The sequence below is a fragment of the Oceanobacillus sp. Castelsardo genome (assembly GCF_001659985.1).
Classification (GTDB): Bacteria; Bacillota; Bacilli; order Bacillales; family Amphibacillaceae; genus Oceanobacillus.
The window spans coordinates 42,858-60,620 of the sequence record NZ_LYCS01000008.1 but is presented as its reverse complement, the minus strand read 5'-3'; the positions used below and the strand labels follow the sequence as shown (position 1 = coordinate 60,620).

The window sequence follows — 17,763 nt, the reverse complement described above, 5'->3', positions numbered from 1 at the left end:
GTCTAGTTATAAGGATGGAAAAAATATAGGGTCTGGCCCCCTAGGTGAGGGAACCGGACCCTATGGAGTCATCGTTTTATTTTAAGATAAGCAAAGTATACAAAGTTAGCTTATTAAATCTTATCATTAGAAAGGCCACGTCCGGCTCCAGCGCCCAGCAACTAGCAAACTTCACACTCCTCCACTACGATAAGTCAACATCGACTCGTACCTCGTCGTGTTTCCTTTATCTCATTGCGGAGTGCTCCAGTTTGTACGTTGCTAAACGGGCGCTTCCGCCTTTGCTCTTAAAATTCCCCGTTGCAAACAGCTTCTGTTGTTACTTCAGCAGGAACGACATTCATTTGTGCGCTGTAACCATTTTTCTCTAGTAATTCAGTAACTGTTCCATTTTCTTTTAGTTCAGCTAGTTTTTCGTTGTATGCGTCTACTAGTTCTTGATCTTCTAGATTAAATGCAGCAGCACCGTAACTAGGTACTCCTTCAATATCAGGTTGTTCAAATGTTTCAACAAACTCTAAAGCATCCGTATTAGCAGATTCTAGTGCCATTTTGACTGTCATTTCTGTACCCGTTGTTGCATCGGCACGTCCAGATTGAACAGCAGAGAATGTAGCTGGAATATCTGGAGCTGTCGTGATTTGGTCCTCACTTACCCCTTCTGATTTTAAAAATTCAATTTCTGTAGCACCTTCCATAACCACTACTTTTACTTTAGGGTTATCGGCAATATCTTTATAACTTTGTAAATCTAGTGGATTTCCAGCTTCTACGACTAATCCTTCTCCATATTGCATTTCAGGTTCCCCAAACAACGCATTTTCACAACGGTCAGGATTAATTGCCATACCAGCCGTTACGACATCAAATTGTTGCGCTTGTAAACCCGGAATTAGTTGACTGAAATCAGCAAGTTGTGAATCCATTTCTTCAATTCCAAGTTCATTGAATACCGCCGCTGCAATATCAACGGCCGCCCCCTTTAATTCTCCATCTTGTTCATATGCGTAAGGTGGTTCATTGGCAAAACCAATTTTTACAGTTCCCTTTTCTTGCAGTTGTTCTAATTTACTTTTTCCCCCATCTTCACCAGAATCACCATTGCTAGCAGCATCTTCTGTTCCACCACATGCAGCTAAGACGATTAAACCTAATACTGTTACAAAAGTTAATAAAAATTTCTTCAATTCTAAATGACCTCCCCTTTTAAATTCAAATTAAGTATGTGTATTCATATTTCTATATAAAGAAAATGGTTCACTTGGAACTTTTACCACTGGATTCATGGCAAGAAAAAGTTAGGATAAATGAAAAACTTCAGGCAAAATGAGTAAAAAGGCTGGGGGTATTATTAAAAAATATTACTGATTATAATGATAGTAGTGTTAATAAATGGATTCAAACCCCGTATTTTCTGAAAATACTGGATTATTAGTGAATACTTTTTATTAAACGAGAACAAATGGTGTATCCAAAGATATCCTAGCAAATAATCTGTTATTCTCTTAAATACTAAAAATTTGTTCGGGAAACTCTTATTTAGAAAGAAAAGAATGGTATTATAATTTATACTTAGATATGTGAAGTAGGGGGATTGAAAATGAGTACCTTAACAATTATTACTATTGTATCTGTCATTATTGTCATCCTTATTTTAGTGCTAGCAATTGTTCAAGTTAATAAGGGGTATGCGTATAAACATACAATTGATCCGCTCCCGGATGAAGATAAACAAAATGAAAATGAAGAGAGGGATAATACGTGATTTCTTATTCTACAATTGGGACAAGTTGGATTACCGAATCATTTATTGAAGCAGTTAACCTAACAGGAAAGGCAGTGCTTTCTTCGGTTTACTCTAGAACTGAGGAGAGCTCTAGGTCTTTTGCAGCGAAAAATGGAGTAGAACGTTGGTATACCGAATTAGATGAGATGTTAAAGGAAGATACCAACTTTGTGTATATTGCTTCTCCAAATACGGTTCACTTTGAGCAGATTATTAAAGTGTTAAAGGCAAAAAAACATGTTTTTTGTGAAAAACCAATGGTGATAACGGAAGAAGAGCTACAAATTATTTCAGACTTAGCTGAACAGGAAAATGTATTTGTATTTGAAGGATACCGACATTTATACTCTCCTAATTATGAAATATTTAAAAAGACGATAGAAAAAGTTGGGGCATTACGTAGTTGTATTCTTCATTTTAATCAATATTCTTCACGATATGATGCATTAAAAGAGGGCAAAGAATCAAATGTATTTTCAAAGGAATTTGCTGGGGGAGCTCTTACTGACTTAGGAGTTTATCCATTAAGTATGGCTATCGATATGTTTGGGGAACCTAGTAACCTAGATTATTATCCAGTTATGTTGGGTAATGGGGTTGATGGTAGTGGAACCTTAGTTTTAGATTATAAGAGTTTTATTGTAACCATTCTTTGTTCCAAAATAACACAAGCAATCATACCTTCCGAAATTCAGGGGGAAGAAGGAACGATAACCATTGATCATATTGCCCCTATTAGTAAAATTTCCCACTATGATCGTAAAAATAAGCAAATAAATGAGCTTGCTGTGGAACAGGCAGAACAAGACATGGTCTATGAAGCAGAGGAGTTTATTCAAATGATTTCGGAGAACGACGATACAATGTATAAACAAGCAATGGAAAGAAGTAAAAAGGTCGTTAAAGTATTAGAAGCTGCTAGACTAAAATTGGATTGAAAATACACGTGAGATGTCTGTTATGCTACAATAGCAGACATCTTTTATTTAGCATAAGTGCGTTTAATAAAAATATATTAAAAAAGGGTATATATTTGAGGTGTTTATATTGAGGTATTTATGTAGAGAACGTAAAATAGTAGGATAAACTGAAGGGGCATTGGTAATTAACGGAAAGACAAGACTAATAAAGGAGATAGAAAATGAAAAGATTACTATTAACCGTTTTATTTTTCGCAATCATAAGCCTAGTTGCTTGTTCTAATACGGAAACGGAAAAAGGTGGGGAATCTAACCCACAAAGTGACGAGCTAATTCTTGCGGTTGGAAGTGAGCCGGAGGAAGGATTTGACCCTACTACAGGATGGGGAAGATATGGTTCACCTTTATTTCAAAGTACCCTACTTAAATATGATAAGGACTTTGAAATTCAGTATGATCTAGCTGAGAATTATGAAGTGAGCGATGATGGGTTAACCTGGACTGTGAAAATTCGTCAAGATGTTCAGTTTTCTGATGGAGAAAAATTGGATGCAGATGATGTCGTTTTTACATTTCAACAAACCAAAGGAAGCGGCTCGGTTGTGGATCTAAGTAATATGAAAAATGTAGAGGCGATTGATGATTACACAGTTCGTTTTAATTTAGAGAAGCCCGATTCAACCTTTATCTATTTACTTGTAACAACTGGAATTGTTCCGGAGCATGCCTATGATGAAAATTATCGTGAACAACCTATTGGTTCAGGACCATACCAACTTGTTCAGTGGGATAAAGGTCAACAAATTATAGTGGAATGGAATCCACACTATTATGGAAAAGAACCATACTTTAAAAAATTAACATTTCTTTTTCTATCTGAAGACGCGGGATTTGCAGCTGCGAGGGCTGGAGAAGTAGATGTCGTATCTATTCCTTCTAGCTTTGCAAACGAAGAAGTGTCAGGTATGAAATTAATGCAACTAGAATCTGTTGATAATAGAGGAGTTATCTTCCCGTTTGTTCCTAGTGGAGAGAAGACTGAGGACGGGTACCCTATTGGGAATGATGTAACGGCGGATATTTCCATTCGAAAGGCAATAAACGTAGGGGTGGATAGAGAAGCTTTAGTAGATGGGGCAATAGATGGCTATGGAACCCCTGCTTATTCCGTTGCTGATCAACTTCCATGGTGGAATCCAGATACGATAATAGAGGACAATGATATAGAACGGGCAAAAGAAATTCTAGATGAAGGTGGCTGGAAGGAAACAGATGAAGGGGTCAGAATGAAAGATGGTAGAGAAGCCGCTTTTACATTACTATATCCAGCGGACGATCAGATTCGTCAGTCTTTATCGATGGCATTTGCTGAAATGATGAAACCTTTAGGAATTTCAGTTACTACAGAAGGGAAAAGCTGGAATGAATTAGAACAATTAATGTATTCTGAGCCTGTAATGATGGGCTGGGGAAGTCATGACCCACTTGAAATTTATAATATCTACAGTAGTAAAACAAGAGGAATAGGTTTCTATAATACGAACTATTATTCGAATGAGGTTGTGGATCAATATATGGAACAAGCGTTACATGCGACATCAACAGAAGAAGCAAATGAGTATTGGAAGAAGGCACAGTGGGATGGAGAAGAAGGGTTTTCAACAATAGGAGATGCTCCATGGGCGTGGCTTGTTAATCTGGAACACTTGTATTTAATAGATGAAAATCTAGAAATTGGGGAACAAAAGATCCAACCACATGGACATGGGTGGCCGATAACAGATTTTATTGAAGATTGGCATTGGAAGGAGTAGGAGAGGCTGAATTTGAATTTAAATCGTGTATTTAAGTTTATTTTGAGTAAGGCAATAAAACTATTAAGTTTACTTTTTGCGGTTAGTATTATTTCTTTTACACTAGTTGCCATTTCCCCAATTGATCCTATTCAATCTTATGTAGGAGCAGATATTACGAGGGTAAGTCCGGAACAAAGAGAAGAAATTGCTGAATATTGGGGTCTGAATGAATCTAGATTGTCTCAATTTATTAATTGGGGAAGTGCGGTGATCCAAGGTGAACTCGGCACTTCTCTAATCTATCGATCCCCAGTGATAGATATCATTTTTGAACGTTTTCTTGCCTCGTTAGGTTTAATGGGGGTGGCTTGGCTTTTAGCAGGCGTTATCGGCTTTTTGCTAGGTATAGTTGCGGCAGTTAAACAAGGCACATGGTTAGACAGATTGATTAAAACTTATTGCTATACATTGGCCTCTACACCAACTTTCTGGTTAGGGCTATTATTATTAACTGTTTTTTCAGTATGGCTTGGTTGGTTCCCAATTGGTCTAGGGACCCCGGCTGGTGTACTGACGGAGGATGTATTTATTTTAGATAGATTAATGCATTTATTTTTACCAGTTTTAACATTAAGTATTATTGGAATATCCAATATTGCACTTCATACTAGAGAAAAGCTAATAGAAGTATTACAAAGTGAATATATACTTTATGCGAAGGCTAAGGGAAAAAAAGGCTATCAACTTGCTTTTCAACATGGGTTACGGAATATCGCCTTACCTGCTATTTCTATTCATTTTTCGTCTTTTGGTGAGATTTTTGGTGGGGCAGTTATCGCTGAACAAGTATTTTCTTATCCAGGTCTTGGACAAGCAGTTGTACAAGCTGGACTTGGTGGAGATGTCCCTTTATTACTAGGAATCGTTCTATTTAGTGCGGTATTTGTATACATTGGAAATTTATTTGCTGATATTCTTTATAAAGTTATTGATCCCCGTATTAGAAAGGGGGACCTTTAGTTGATTCGTTTTAATATACGAAGAAAAACAATAATGAAAATAGCTCTTTCTGTCTTTTTTCTTTTAGTTATTATCGTTTCTGGAATATCGATAACAGATGAAAAGCTACTAATCAACATGGAAGGGAAAAATGATGCACCATCATGGCATCATTTATTTGGTACCGACTGGTTGGGAAGGGATATGTTAGTAAGAACGCTAAAGGGATTAACATTAAGTATTGGAGTTGGGATATTAGCTGCATTATCTAGTTCCATCATTGCTCTATTTTTAAGTTTATTAGCTTCGTGGAACAGAATGTGGGACCGGTTTGTAACATGGTTAATTGACCTATTTTTGAGTGTTCCCCATATTATCGTTTTAATATTAATTTCCTTCGCTATGGGTGGTGGTTTTTATGGTGTGGTGATAGGGTTAGCACTAACACACTGGCCTAGCCTAACAAGGATCTTACGTGCAGAAATCTTACAAATAAAAACAGCTGACTATATTAACATTTCCATGAAATTAGGGAAATCTAAATTATGGATTGCTAGAAATCACTTTTTACCGCATATCCTCCCGCAATTGTTTGTAGGATTCCTATTAATCTTTCCACATGCAATTCTTCATGAAGCTGCAATCACTTTTCTAGGATTTGGATTATCACCGGAACAACCTGCAATAGGAATTATTTTATCAGAGTCTATGCGTTATCTTTCTGTTGGTATGTGGTGGCTCGCTTTTTTCCCTGGATTGGCTTTATTAATAACGGTAAGCTTATTCGATATGTTAGGGAAAAATGTTAAGCGATTCATCGATCCCTTTGATGCACGTTAGGAAAGCATATATGTTAGCTCGGGAAAAAATTAACGTACCAAGTATGAGAATGAAATGAAATCTTAGTGCAAGGAGGGGAAATGGATGGTAAACCTGCAACCTCCATTATTAGAAGTGAAAGACTTTTCATTAGCGTTTCGAACATTTAAAAAAGGATTAGTGGAAACAGAAGTAAAAGTGATTAAAAATCTTAACATTACTATAAATGAAGGGGAAATAGTTGCGGTCGTTGGTGCAAGTGGTTCAGGAAAAAGTTTATTAGCTAGTGCGATTCTTGGTATCTTGCCAAAGCATGCATTAACGGAAGGGAAAATTTTATATAAAGGAGGCGAGTTGAAAGGGGAATTTAGAGGTAAAGAAGTTTCGTATATTCCCCAATCCATTCAATCCTTGAATCCCTTAATGAAAGTTGGAAAACAAGTTCAAGAGGTTATAAAGAACCAAGATAAAAAGCTTATTCAACGAAAGATTTTTACCCAAGTGGGTCTTTCTAATGAGATTACTGATAAATATCCATTTGAATTGTCTGGTGGAATGGCAAGGAGAATTTTAGCGGCAACAGCTATCGTTAGTCCAGCAAAATTGATTATTGCAGACGAGCCGACACCAGGACTAGATCCACAAGCCCTGGATGAAGTTATCACGCTTCTGAAACAGTTATCCCAAACAGGGAAAGGAATCATGTTTATTACCCATGATATTGATACGGCATTAAAATTGGCTAATAAAGTAGTTGTTTTTCGTGACGGTGAAACAATTGAAGTAGCAAATGTTGAAGATTTCTCAGGAAAAGGGGAAAAGCTACAACATGCCTATACAAAGGAATTATGGAATGCATTACCGGGAAATGATTTCTTTGTTAAGGAGAAAGATTTTATTCCCATAACAAAAGAATCATCGAAACTTGAGATTAAAGGGATTAGCTTTAAATATGGGGATGAGGACTATTTATTTAAGGATCTTCATTTAACCATTGACCCTGGTGAAATAGTTGGTTTGCATGGATATAGCGGATCGGGAAAAACAACAATGGCTAAAATAATTGCCGGTTATTTAAAACCAGAAAATGGAAGGGTATTGCTTGGTGGTAAACAGATTAAAAATAGGGGAATATACCCTATTCAGTTTATTTGGCAACATCCGGAAAAAGCAATCAATCCAAGATGGAAAATGCAAAAGATATTTATTGAAAGTAATATGGACCGTGAAGTATTAGATGAGCTTGGGATAAAAGAGGAATGGTTATCTCGCTGGCCAAGTGAATTATCAGGAGGAGAGTTACAACGATTTTGTATAGCAAGAGCATTTCATAACGAGACTAAATTCATTATTGCTGATGAAATTACGACGATGCTTGATGCAATCACGCAAGCACATTTGTGGAAAATGTTACATCGTATGGCGAAAGAGCGGAATATTGGCGTCCTAGCGATAAGTCATGATTATTATTTATTACAGCATATAAGTGACCGTATTATAAACTTCCAGGATTTTCAAGCAGCAGATTTTAAAAATGATTCAAACTTTTGAACTCATTATGGCATTTTTCTAATATAATATAAATAAGTAATCATACAGGGGGAATCATATGTATTTTCTAATCTCAACTTTGATTGGATACTTATTCGGTTGCCTAAATGGTTCACAACTTGTTGCTAAACGAAAACATATAGATATTAAAAAATTAGGGAGTAAGAATGCAGGCGCCTCTAACACGACTATGTTGTTAGGTTGGAAATATGGCATATTTGTTGCTCTTGTTGATATTTTTAAAGCAACTTTTGCGATTTTATTAATGGTATCCTTTTTGGAGTTTAATGGAATAATGGATGAATATCAAATTATACTACTGTATAATACTGCCTTTTTTGTTGTTTTAGGTCATAACTATCCAATCACAATGAATTTTAAAGGTGGAAAAGGTACAGCCTCCATTATAGGTGCATTTTTAGCAATTGATTATAGAATTGCCATTATCGGAGTTATCATTTTGCTGCTAGTGACATTTACAACTGACTATGCTGTACTCGGAGTTTTAAGCATGTATGTAGCTTATTTCATAGAGACGTACATGGTTTATGGTATAAATCCGGCAAGAATTGTTTTAGTACTTATTTTAATAGGTACGATGAAACATTGGGAAAATCTAAAACGTATAATGAATAAGGAAGAGATTAAACTTTCCAGTATATATCGGAATAGAACATCTTAAATTTATCGCAGGTTAACTGGCTGTTAGCCCCCTATTTTAACAATTTACAAGAGTTAAATGCGGGGCAATAGCCGCCAGTAAGGTTTAATAATTAAGCTATACTTTATGGGGGGGCAGATATGTTAGATTGGATTATCTGGATTGTTATTGTCCTGTTGTTCATTTTGAGTTTTGTTGGAATTATTTATCCGATAATTCCGTCAGTCATTGTAATTTGGGTAGGTTTTTTGCTTTATCAGTTTATTATTAATCCAGATGAACTTACGATTGTTTTCTGGACGATAATGATTATCTTTACTCTGTTTTTGTTTTTAGCAGATATATTAGCAAATAGTTATTTTGTAAAGAAGTACGGAGGAAGTAAGTGGGGGGAACGTGGCGCAGCAGTAGCTGTTATAATTGGCTCGTTTATTATCCCGCCTTTTGGTATTATTATTGTTCCCTTTTTCACCGTATTCGTAATTGAATTATTACTAAAGCGACCTCCTCAGGAAGCAATCAAGGCATCAGTCGGTTCATTACTAGGCTTTTTAGGCGGATCTATTGCAAAAGTAATGATTCAGCTTATCATGATTATTTGGTTTTTTACTGTGGTCCTATTTTAGCGGATAGGGAATTTCTTATCCTAGGGTTCCAATTACTAGCTTTGCTGTAAAGGTTTGCACAAGTGTAAAAAAACATTTGTATAGCCTAATAGCGAAGGCTAAGATTTCAAGAGAAAAAGAGGTTTTGTTATGGGGTATCCAGTAAGAGTTATGTCTATTGCCGGTTCTGCTTCGGGAGGAAGTGCTGGAATTCAGGCTGATTTAAAGACGTTTCAAGAATTAGATGTATACGGGATGAATGTTGTAACAGCTATCGTTGGTAGACATCCAAAGACGAATAAAAATGTACATGCCATGACGATGGAAGCAATTGAGGCGCAGTTTGCTACTGCGATGGAACAAGTAGGGGTCGATAGCCTTAAAACAGGAATGTTGTTCTCTAAGGAAGTAATTGAAACAGTAGCCGATTTAATTAAAGAATACGACATAGAAAAAGTGGTTGTCGATCCCGTTATGGTTGGGAAGTTGGATTCAAAGTTGTTAAAAGATGAAGCAATTGAATCACTAAAGGATAAATTAATCCCTTTGGCAAAAATAATCACACCAAATATGCCAGAAGCTTCTGTTTTATTAAATGATCGACCAATAGAAAGTGTTGAAGATTTAAAACAAGCGGCCGTTGACTTATACGAGTTAGGTGCGGAAAGTGTTTTGGTAAAAGGCGGAAGATTGGCCGGCCCTGCGATAGATGTCTTGTATGATGGGGAAATGATTACAACATATGAAGCGCCAAGAATAGATACCAATAATACAAGTGGTGCAGGATGTTCTTATTCGGCTGCGATTACTGCCTTTCTAGCAAAAGGATTACCACTAAAAGAAGCGGTAAGACGTGCAAAAAGCTTTGTAACAACGGCGATTGAGCATGGATTTACATATACGAAAGCAGTAGGTCCTACTTATCATGCTGCAGCGCGTAAATATGGAGAAGCATATAAAATTAAAATAGACGGAGTGGAGTAAGGAAATGAAAAAGCGAGCTTTGCTTAATGTTGATTATACGTATGATTTTGTTGCGACACTGTAAAGTAATGTATAAAAGAAGAATCACATTGTAAAAAATCATTAATAACTATTCTAAAAAAGGTGGTTTACTCGTACATCTTGACTTTCTAAATTTGTCCATATATATTAAATTATATTAAGTATAATTGAAACGTCTAAAAAGGAATAGTATAATTTGTTCGTCTTTTAAGAGAGGGAATGGTTGGTGTGAATTTCCAAAGACATGAATTAGAACCTACCTTTTAGTTCGCTGTCGGAAGGGCATTTTTGCTGTAAGACAGCGCGGTTCATAACCGTTACGAAGAAAAAGTGTGCAAGAAGTAATTCTTTTTGCAAACAAGGGTGGTAACGCCAAACCTCGGTCCCTTCATCGGATGGGGGTTTTTTTGTGTAGAAAGAAGAAAAGCGCAAGCGCCTTGCTCAGCCCCGACAAGCATAAGACAAGCCTAATAGTGGCGTTCTTTGCCATGGAAGGATTGACTTATGACTCAAGGGGGGAGGCGCTGGAGTTAAATAAGAATACATTGAAGAGGTGTTTACTTTGGGTAAGAAAAATAAACAGTTTGTAGAAAAAATCACAGCAATGGAAGATGATTTTGCACAATGGTATACAGATGTTGTTAAACAAGCAGAATTAGTTGATTATGGTTTGGTACGTGGAACGATGATCATCAAGCCTTATGGATATGCAATTTGGGAAAATATTAAAGACCAATTAGATAAAAGGATTAAAGAAACTGGCCATTCCAATGTCGCTTTTCCAGTATTTATTCCGGAAAGCTTACTTCAAAAGGAAAAAGATCATGTGGAAGGTTTTGCGCCTGAGGTTGCTTGGATTACACATGGTGGGGAGGAAGAACTTCAAGAACGTCTAGCATTCCGTCCAACATCTGAAGTTCTTTTCTGTGACTATTATTCAAAAAATATTCATTCGTATCGTGATCTACCAATGCTGTATAACCAATGGGCAAATGTAGTACGTTGGGAAAAAACAACGAGACCATTCTTACGTTCTTCAGAGTTCCATTGGCAAGAAGGGCATACTGCTCATGCAACGGACGAGGATGCTTCACAAGAAACAGACCGTATGTTAGGGGTTTATGCAGATTTAGTAGAAGATTACTTAGCTATCCCTGTACTAAAAGGTAGAAAAACTGACAAGGAAAAATTTGCTGGTGCTAAATATACACTAACTATCGAAAGTTTAATGCATGATGGAAAAGCTCTTCAATCTGGAACATCTCACCATTTCGGATCTGGTTTTGCTGAAGCATTTGATATTACGTACCTAGATGAAAAGGGAGAAAGTCAATACGTTCACCAAACATCATGGGGACTTTCTACACGTATTATGGGTGCGCTAATTATGGTACATGGTGATAACCGTGGGTTAGTTCTACCTCCAAAAATTGCACCTACCCAAGCGATGATTGTTCCTATCGCCCAACATAAAGAAGGTGTATTAGATAAAGCCTATGCACTACGTGATCAACTAAAAGATTTAGTTCGTGTCGGAATTGATGCAAGTGACAAAATGCCAGGATGGAAGTTCAATGAATACGAAATGAAAGGTATTCCAGTTCGTATTGAAATGGGACCGAAAGATATTGAAAAAGAGCAAGTTGTACTTGTGCGTCGAGACACTGGGGAAAAGGAATTTGTGGCAATAGCGGAATTAGAAGAACGCTTGCCTAAATTATTAGATGAAATCCAAACAAACCTATATAATAAAGCACTTGAACATCGTAATGAGATGACAACTATTGCCACGAATATGGATGGATTCAAACAAACGCTTGATCAAAAAGGTGGATTTATAAAAGCAATGTGGTGTGGAGACCTTGCTTGTGAAGAAAAGATAAAAGAAGACACAACAGCAACCTCACGTTGTATTCCTTTTGAGCAAGAAAAAGTAGCAGATACATGTGTGTGCTGTGGCAAAGAAGCCAAAGAAATGGTTTATTGGGCAAAAGCTTATTAATCGAAATAAAGGCGTCGGTGATCCGGCGCCTTTATTTATTTTTTAGTAGGTAGGAAAGTATAAAATCTTTCCCGTCTGGGGCTCCGGTTACTCGCCCCACCGTAAAGATATGCATAAGTGCAACTAAGTCATTCGCCCAAAGGCTTGGCGAATACCAAGTTTTCTAAAAAATTATCAAAAACTCTTGCACATGATAGTAAATCATGGTATAACTATACGTAACAGGTTATAATTATACAGTAATACTTATAAATATACATATATTATACAAAGTATTGGAGAGATAAGTAACATGAAAGGTCAATTGTCTAACCATTTAGAGCAAATAAAACACCAACTTTGGGAAATGAATAAAGGACTATACGAAAATCCTGAATTGGGTGACCAAGAATATGAATCTATGAAACTACTTGCAAATTACCTAAAAGAACATCAATTTGAAGTAGAAACTGGTACCGTTAACCGGCCAACTGCATTTAAAGCTACTTTTAAAAGTGGGAAGCCAGGACCAACTATTGCATACTTAGCTGAATATGATGCATTACCTGAAGTTGGACATGCCTGCGGTCATAACTTAATCGGAACAATGAGTGTAGGCGCCGGAATCGCCTTGAGTAAAGTATTAAACCAAATTGGCGGAAATGTCGTTGTATTAGGAACTCCTGCCGAGGAAACAAATGGTGCAAAAGTTCCGATGAGTGAACAAGGAATATTTGATGATGTTGATGTAGCAATGATTCTTCACCCAAGCGATCAATCATATGAAAGTAGAGAATCTTTAGCAATGGATGCTATCCAATATGCATTCAGCGGAAAACCAGCACATGCCGCTGCATCACCAGAAGAAGGTATCAATGCTTTGGATAGTGTAATTCAATTATTCAATGGAATTAATGCTTTAAGAGAGCATGTGAAATCAGATGTACGTATTCATGGAGTAATATCTGAAGGTGGTAAAGCTGCGAATGTTGTACCGGACTATGCAGTCGCACAATTTTATATCAGGGCTAACAATCGAAACTATTTAAATGAAGTTGTAGAAAAGGTAAAACACATTGCAGAAGGTGCAGCATTAATGACGGGAGCTACCTTAGAAATCTCCAATTATGAATTAAGCTACGATAATATGGTAACAAATCAAACTCTTTCAGAAGTGTTTAATAAAAACTTGAAACAAACTAGCACATTACCATTAAATAAAGATAAACCTGGTTCAGGATCCATAGATATGGGAAATGTAAGTCAAGTTGTACCAGCCATTCATCCATATATAGGAATGAATAAACCGGGAATAGTTCATCACACAAAGGAATTTGCCCAACAGACCGTGACAGATGATGGGTATAAAACATTAGTAAGTGGTGCATTAGCACTAGCGCAAACTGGGTATGATGTTATCTATAATGAAGAACTTTTACGTGCGATAAAAGAAGAATTTAGTCACCAATTATAAAAGAATGTTCAAAAAAGACGGAATAAATGATATTCTGATAGAAGGGGATTTTAACTAAAACTCGTCACGACTTAGGACGAGCGTTGAAGTTAACACTACATATGAAGAGGGGAAAGTTATATGAAAACAACATTTTTGAAATTTATAATAATGGCATTTGCTGTAGGAATGTTAGTTGCATGTGGGGCAGGGGAACCAAGCGGAGATAAAGCAAAAGAGGAAAGTGGAGATGGAAAGGTATTAAAAATGGCTACCTCTGCTGATTTCCCACCATTTGAAACACGTGATACAGAAGATAACTTTATTGGATTTGATATAGACATAGCACAGGCTATTGCAGATGAATTAGGGTATGAATTAGAAATTCGAGATATGAGTTTTGATGGATTAATTGGAGCATTGCAATCCGGCCGTGTGGATATGGTAATGGCTGGTATGAGTGCCACAGAAGAACGTAGAGAAAATGTTGATTTCTCCATCGAATATCATCGTTCGGGTGAAATGTTTGTCACAAAGAAAGATGCTAAGATTGATAGTTTAGAAGACCTTGAGGGCCTTACCGTTGGAGTTCAATTAGGCACCATTCAAGAAGAGGGTGCGGATGAACTAAGTAGTAAATATGGTTTTGAAGTGAAAAAAGTAGATAAGGCAGCATTATTAATACAAGAACTAAATTCCAATCGTATTGATGTAGGATATATGGATAAAACTGTTGCAGAAGGCTTTATCGCAGAGCAGGGACTAGAGGGTTTTGATGATCCTACAACAAGTTCACCAGGAATGGGAATTGCATTTCCTAAAGGAAGTGAACTTACAGAGGAAATTAACGTAGCATTGGAAAAATTGATTGATAACGGTACGGTTGCTGAATTACAAGAGGAATGGGAACTAACGGAGCAAGAATAAACATCGGAGAGGAAATGAGGTGACAGGGCATGAATTTGGACTTTAGCCAAATCGTGCCTTATATTCCCTTTATTTTAAAGGGAATATGGGCAACATTAGAATTTGTTATATTTTCCATTATCATTGGTTTAGTATTAGGAACGCTTCTAGCTCTTTGCAAAATCTCTGGAGTTTCATTGTTGAAATGGGTAGCGAATGCATATACATCCATATTTCGTGGGACCCCGCTTATTCTGCAATTGATGATTATCTACTATGCTATTCCACAATTAACAGGTTATGATATTCCGATATTTTTATCCGCTGTTTTAACATTCGGATTAAATTCAGCAGCATATGTATCAGAGATTATTCGTGCAGGAATTATGGCTGTTGATAAAGGTCAAATGGAAGCGGCCGAAGCATTGGGAATACCGTACAGACCGATGATGTTAAACATTATTTTGCCACAAGCAATTAAAAATATTTTGCCGGCATTATTAAATGAATTCATCACGTTAACAAAAGAATCTGCTATAGTATCTACTATAGGTTATTTAGATTTAATGCGTCGTGCCCAAATTGTGGGTGCAGATATATACAGAAACTTTGAACCGTTATTATTGGCTGGGGCCATTTATTGGGTTATGGTATTTATATTAACAAAGATTGGTCAGGCTGTAGAACGGAGGTTAAGACATAGTGATTAAGACAAAAGAAATAAAAAAGGTATTTGGAAATAATACGGTATTGAAAAACATTACTGCTTCTATCAATCAAGGAGAAGTAGTGGCTGTTATTGGACCTTCAGGGTCAGGTAAATCCACTTTTTTAAGATGTTTGAATTTATTAGAGGAACCAACCTCGGGAGAAATTTATATAAATGATAAAAAGATTACGGATAAAAAAGTAGATAAATTAGCCATAAGAAAGAACATTGGTATGGTATTTCAACATTTCCACTTATTCCCGCATATGACAGTATTGGATAACGTTACATATGCTCCACAAAAGGTGAAGGGTCTGTCTAAGGTGGAGGCCCAAAAGATTGCAAAAGAGTTACTTGCTAAAGTCGGGTTAACAGATAAAGAAAGTGCTTATCCAAATCGACTTTCTGGTGGACAAAAACAACGTGTAGCAATCGCGCGTGCACTTGCTATGGAACCGGAAATTATGTTGTTTGACGAGCCAACTTCTGCACTTGATCCCGAAATGGTTAAAGAAGTATTAGATGTCATGAAGGATTTAGCAGGTACAGGGATGACTATGGTAATTGTTACGCATGAAATGAACTTTGCAAAAGAGGTTGCTGATAAGGTAATGTTTTTAGATGATGGCATCCTGTTAGAAGAGGGAGAACCAAAGGCTTTCTTTAATCAACCAAAAACAGAACGAGCAAGAGACTTCTTGGATAAAGTTCTATAAGATGTGAGGGATGTCTTCATCGCTTTGGACTCATGGATCGGTTAACTTTATGAATGAAGAGCTGCCTAAGGTCATAATCTTGATCTTTTAAGCAGCTCTTTTTATTTTCGTTCAGGTTATAAATTTGCTGCATGTGGATGTTATTCTAGTAACTTTTTTATGTCGTTTTCTATATTTTGTGGTTTTGTCTGTGGGGCATACCGCTTAATGACATTTCCATCCTGATTTATAAGGAATTTTGTGAAATTCCATTTAATTTTATCGGAGAAAAGCCCTTTACCTTCTTGTGCAAGGTATTGAAACAATGGATGTGCATTTTCTCCATTAACGTTTACTTTGCTAAACATTGGAAAGCTTACACCAAAGTTTTTCTGACAAAATGAAGATATTTCATTATTTGTTCCAGGATCTTGATTTCCGAATTGGTTACAAGGAAATCCCAAAACTTCAAATCCGCTACTTTCGTATTTTTCATAAAGCCTTTGTAAACTTTTTAATTGTGGTGTGAAACCACATTCGCTTGCGGTATTTACGATGAGGACAACTTTGTTTTGATAATCTTGAAGTGACTTTACTTCACCATCTATTGTTTTAGCTGAAAATTTATATATACTCATATAAAATCTCCTCCTAAGAGTAGAATAGCATCTTTTCATTTTTGTGTACAAAAAAGAAGGTCCGATTCAAATGAATCAGACCCTACTAGTGATATTATGCTTCTTGTCTTTCTAATGTTTCACCAAGAACTTCAAGTCGAGCTTGAACTTCTTCAGTGGTTAGATTGTGTTCTTGAATATATAGGTTGCGCGGGTGAACACGGCATTCATGTGTACAACCTCTCATATATTTATGCTCGTTTTCTTCCGAGCAGATTATTTGTTTATTACATTCAGGGTTAGCGCAATTCACATAACGCTCGCATGGTTGTCCATCGAAGTAGTCTTCTGCAACAATAACATGTTCTTTATGATTGATGTCTACTGAAATTCGCTCATCAAACACATAGCATTTACCATCCCATAGTTCGCCTTGTACTTCTGGGTCTTTACCATAAGTTACAATTCCGCCATGCAATTGAGCTACGTCTTCAAATCCCTCTTTAATCATCCAACCAGTGAATTTTTCGCAACGAATTCCACCAGTACAATACATTAGGACTTTTTTGCCTTCTAGTAAATGTCTGTTTTTGCGTATCCATTCCGGCGTTTCACGGAATGTTTTTACATCAGGACGAATCGCTCCTCTAAAATGACCTAAATCATATTCATAATCATTTCGCGTATCTACAACAACAGTGTCTTCACGTTGTATTGCCTCGTACCATTCTTTTGGAGATAAATACTCACCTGTTAATTCTTGTGGATTGGGATTCTCTTCTTCGGGTAAACGAAGGGTTACTAGTTCTTTACGTGGGCGTACATGCATTTTTTTAAAAGCATGCCCATCATGTTCATCTACTTTAAATATGATATCTTTGAATAATTCATTGTTACGCATTGTTTCCATATATTGGTTAGTAGCTTCAATTGTTCCAGAAACTGTACCATTAATACCTTCTGTAGCTACGAGGATTCTTCCTTTTAATCCAATTTCCTTACAAAATTGAAGATGCTCTTGAGCAAAGACCTCAGGATCTTCAATGTCTACGTAATGATAGTATAATAATATTCTGTAATCCTTGTTTTCCATTTCATTTACCACCTATTCCATTTATATTTGCAAGATACAAATGTTTATGGTAGCCGATTCAATTATTATCTTGCAACAAAGTATTATAGCATGTTTTAATTATGATTTCCATATGATACGGGAATAGTTCACATAACGATAAAAATCTGAACTTTGTCTCTTTAATT

17 protein-coding genes and 1 other annotated feature are annotated in these 17,763 nt (G+C 36.5%); of the genes, 14 read left to right on the top strand and 3 right to left on the bottom strand.

Annotation, left to right across the window (positions count from 1 at the left end; all coding sequences use genetic code 11):
• Positions 1-287: 287 nt before the first annotated feature.
• The gene (gene ehuB, locus A9178_RS13670) at positions 288-1,187 is read right to left on the bottom strand and encodes an ectoine/hydroxyectoine ABC transporter substrate-binding protein EhuB (RefSeq protein ID WP_068676208.1); all 900 of its coding nucleotides are present in this window, start codon (positions 1,185-1,187) and stop codon (positions 288-290) included.
• Positions 1,188-1,600: 413 nt separating this feature from the next.
• Here ehuB and ytzI point away from each other — a divergent pair, with 413 nt between their 5' ends.
• The 14 genes from ytzI to A9178_RS13600 all read left to right on the top strand — a co-directional run bounded on the left by ytzI (position 1,601) and on the right by A9178_RS13600 (position 15,907).
• On the top strand, positions 1,601-1,765 hold the full coding sequence (gene ytzI / locus A9178_RS18705) for a YtzI protein (protein ID WP_082918202.1): 165 nt from the start codon (positions 1,601-1,603) through the stop codon (positions 1,763-1,765).
• On the top strand, positions 1,762-2,724 hold the full coding sequence (locus A9178_RS13665) for a Gfo/Idh/MocA family protein (RefSeq protein WP_082918201.1): 963 nt from the start codon (positions 1,762-1,764) through the stop codon (positions 2,722-2,724). The genes ytzI and A9178_RS13665 overlap by 4 nt, the downstream gene beginning before the upstream one ends.
• Before the next feature lie 203 nt (positions 2,725-2,927).
• The gene (locus tag A9178_RS13660) at positions 2,928-4,520 is read left to right on the top strand and encodes an ABC transporter substrate-binding protein (RefSeq protein ID WP_068676206.1); all 1,593 of its coding nucleotides are present in this window, start codon (positions 2,928-2,930) and stop codon (positions 4,518-4,520) included.
• Positions 4,521-4,532: 12 nt separating this feature from the next.
• Positions 4,533-5,522, top strand: coding sequence for an ABC transporter permease (locus A9178_RS19005; RefSeq protein WP_068676204.1), 990 nt, complete (start codon positions 4,533-4,535; stop codon positions 5,520-5,522).
• A complete protein-coding gene (locus A9178_RS19000) occupies positions 5,523-6,341 on the top strand; it encodes an ABC transporter permease (RefSeq protein ID WP_231889853.1) in 819 nt (272 codons plus the stop codon).
• An 84-nt stretch (positions 6,342-6,425) separates the two neighbouring features.
• Entirely contained in the window at positions 6,426-7,871 is a 1,446-nt protein-coding gene (locus A9178_RS13645) for an ABC transporter ATP-binding protein (protein WP_068676201.1), read from the top strand.
• Between the two features lie 58 nt (positions 7,872-7,929).
• Positions 7,930-8,553, top strand: a complete 624-nt coding sequence (locus A9178_RS13640) for a glycerol-3-phosphate acyltransferase (protein WP_068676199.1) — start codon at positions 7,930-7,932, stop codon at positions 8,551-8,553.
• Between the two features lie 119 nt (positions 8,554-8,672).
• Positions 8,673-9,158 (top strand): DUF456 domain-containing protein, encoded by a 486-nt coding sequence (locus A9178_RS13635; RefSeq protein ID WP_068676197.1) that lies wholly within the window; start codon positions 8,673-8,675, stop codon positions 9,156-9,158.
• Between the two features lie 129 nt (positions 9,159-9,287).
• Complete coding sequence (gene thiD / locus A9178_RS13630; protein ID WP_068676195.1) at positions 9,288-10,121, top strand: bifunctional hydroxymethylpyrimidine kinase/phosphomethylpyrimidine kinase; 834 nt, start codon at positions 9,288-9,290, stop codon at positions 10,119-10,121.
• A gap of 187 nt (positions 10,122-10,308) precedes the next feature.
• Positions 10,309-10,533 (top strand) — a binding site (T-box leader).
• Positions 10,534-10,704: 171 nt separating this feature from the next.
• The gene (proS, locus tag A9178_RS13620; RefSeq protein ID WP_068676191.1) at positions 10,705-12,144 is read left to right on the top strand and encodes a proline--tRNA ligase; all 1,440 of its coding nucleotides are present in this window, start codon (positions 10,705-10,707) and stop codon (positions 12,142-12,144) included.
• Positions 12,145-12,436: 292 nt separating this feature from the next.
• Positions 12,437-13,597, top strand: coding sequence for a M20 family metallopeptidase (locus tag A9178_RS13615; protein WP_068676189.1), 1,161 nt, complete (start codon positions 12,437-12,439; stop codon positions 13,595-13,597).
• Positions 13,598-13,717: 120 nt separating this feature from the next.
• Positions 13,718-14,503 (top strand): transporter substrate-binding domain-containing protein, encoded by a 786-nt coding sequence (locus tag A9178_RS13610; RefSeq protein WP_068676187.1) that lies wholly within the window; start codon positions 13,718-13,720, stop codon positions 14,501-14,503.
• Positions 14,504-14,532: 29 nt separating this feature from the next.
• Positions 14,533-15,192 carry an amino acid ABC transporter permease gene (locus A9178_RS13605; RefSeq protein WP_068676185.1) on the top strand — a complete coding sequence of 220 codons (660 nt, stop codon included), beginning with the start codon at positions 14,533-14,535 and terminating at the stop codon, positions 15,190-15,192.
• Positions 15,185-15,907, top strand: coding sequence for an amino acid ABC transporter ATP-binding protein (locus A9178_RS13600; protein ID WP_068676183.1), 723 nt, complete (start codon positions 15,185-15,187; stop codon positions 15,905-15,907). The genes A9178_RS13605 and A9178_RS13600 overlap by 8 nt, the downstream gene beginning before the upstream one ends.
• Positions 15,908-16,047: 140 nt before the next feature.
• Here the strand turns inward: A9178_RS13600 and A9178_RS13595 are convergent, their stop codons facing one another.
• Together A9178_RS13595 and trhO are read right to left on the bottom strand one after the other, a co-directional pair.
• On the bottom strand, positions 16,048-16,524 hold the full coding sequence (locus A9178_RS13595) for a glutathione peroxidase (RefSeq protein ID WP_068676181.1): 477 nt from the start codon (positions 16,522-16,524) through the stop codon (positions 16,048-16,050).
• Positions 16,525-16,618: 94 nt separating this feature from the next.
• Positions 16,619-17,596: an oxygen-dependent tRNA uridine(34) hydroxylase TrhO gene (trhO, locus tag A9178_RS13590; protein WP_068676179.1), complete on the bottom strand. Its 978-nt coding sequence runs from the start codon at positions 17,594-17,596 to the stop codon at positions 16,619-16,621.
• Positions 17,597-17,763 lie beyond the last annotated feature (167 nt).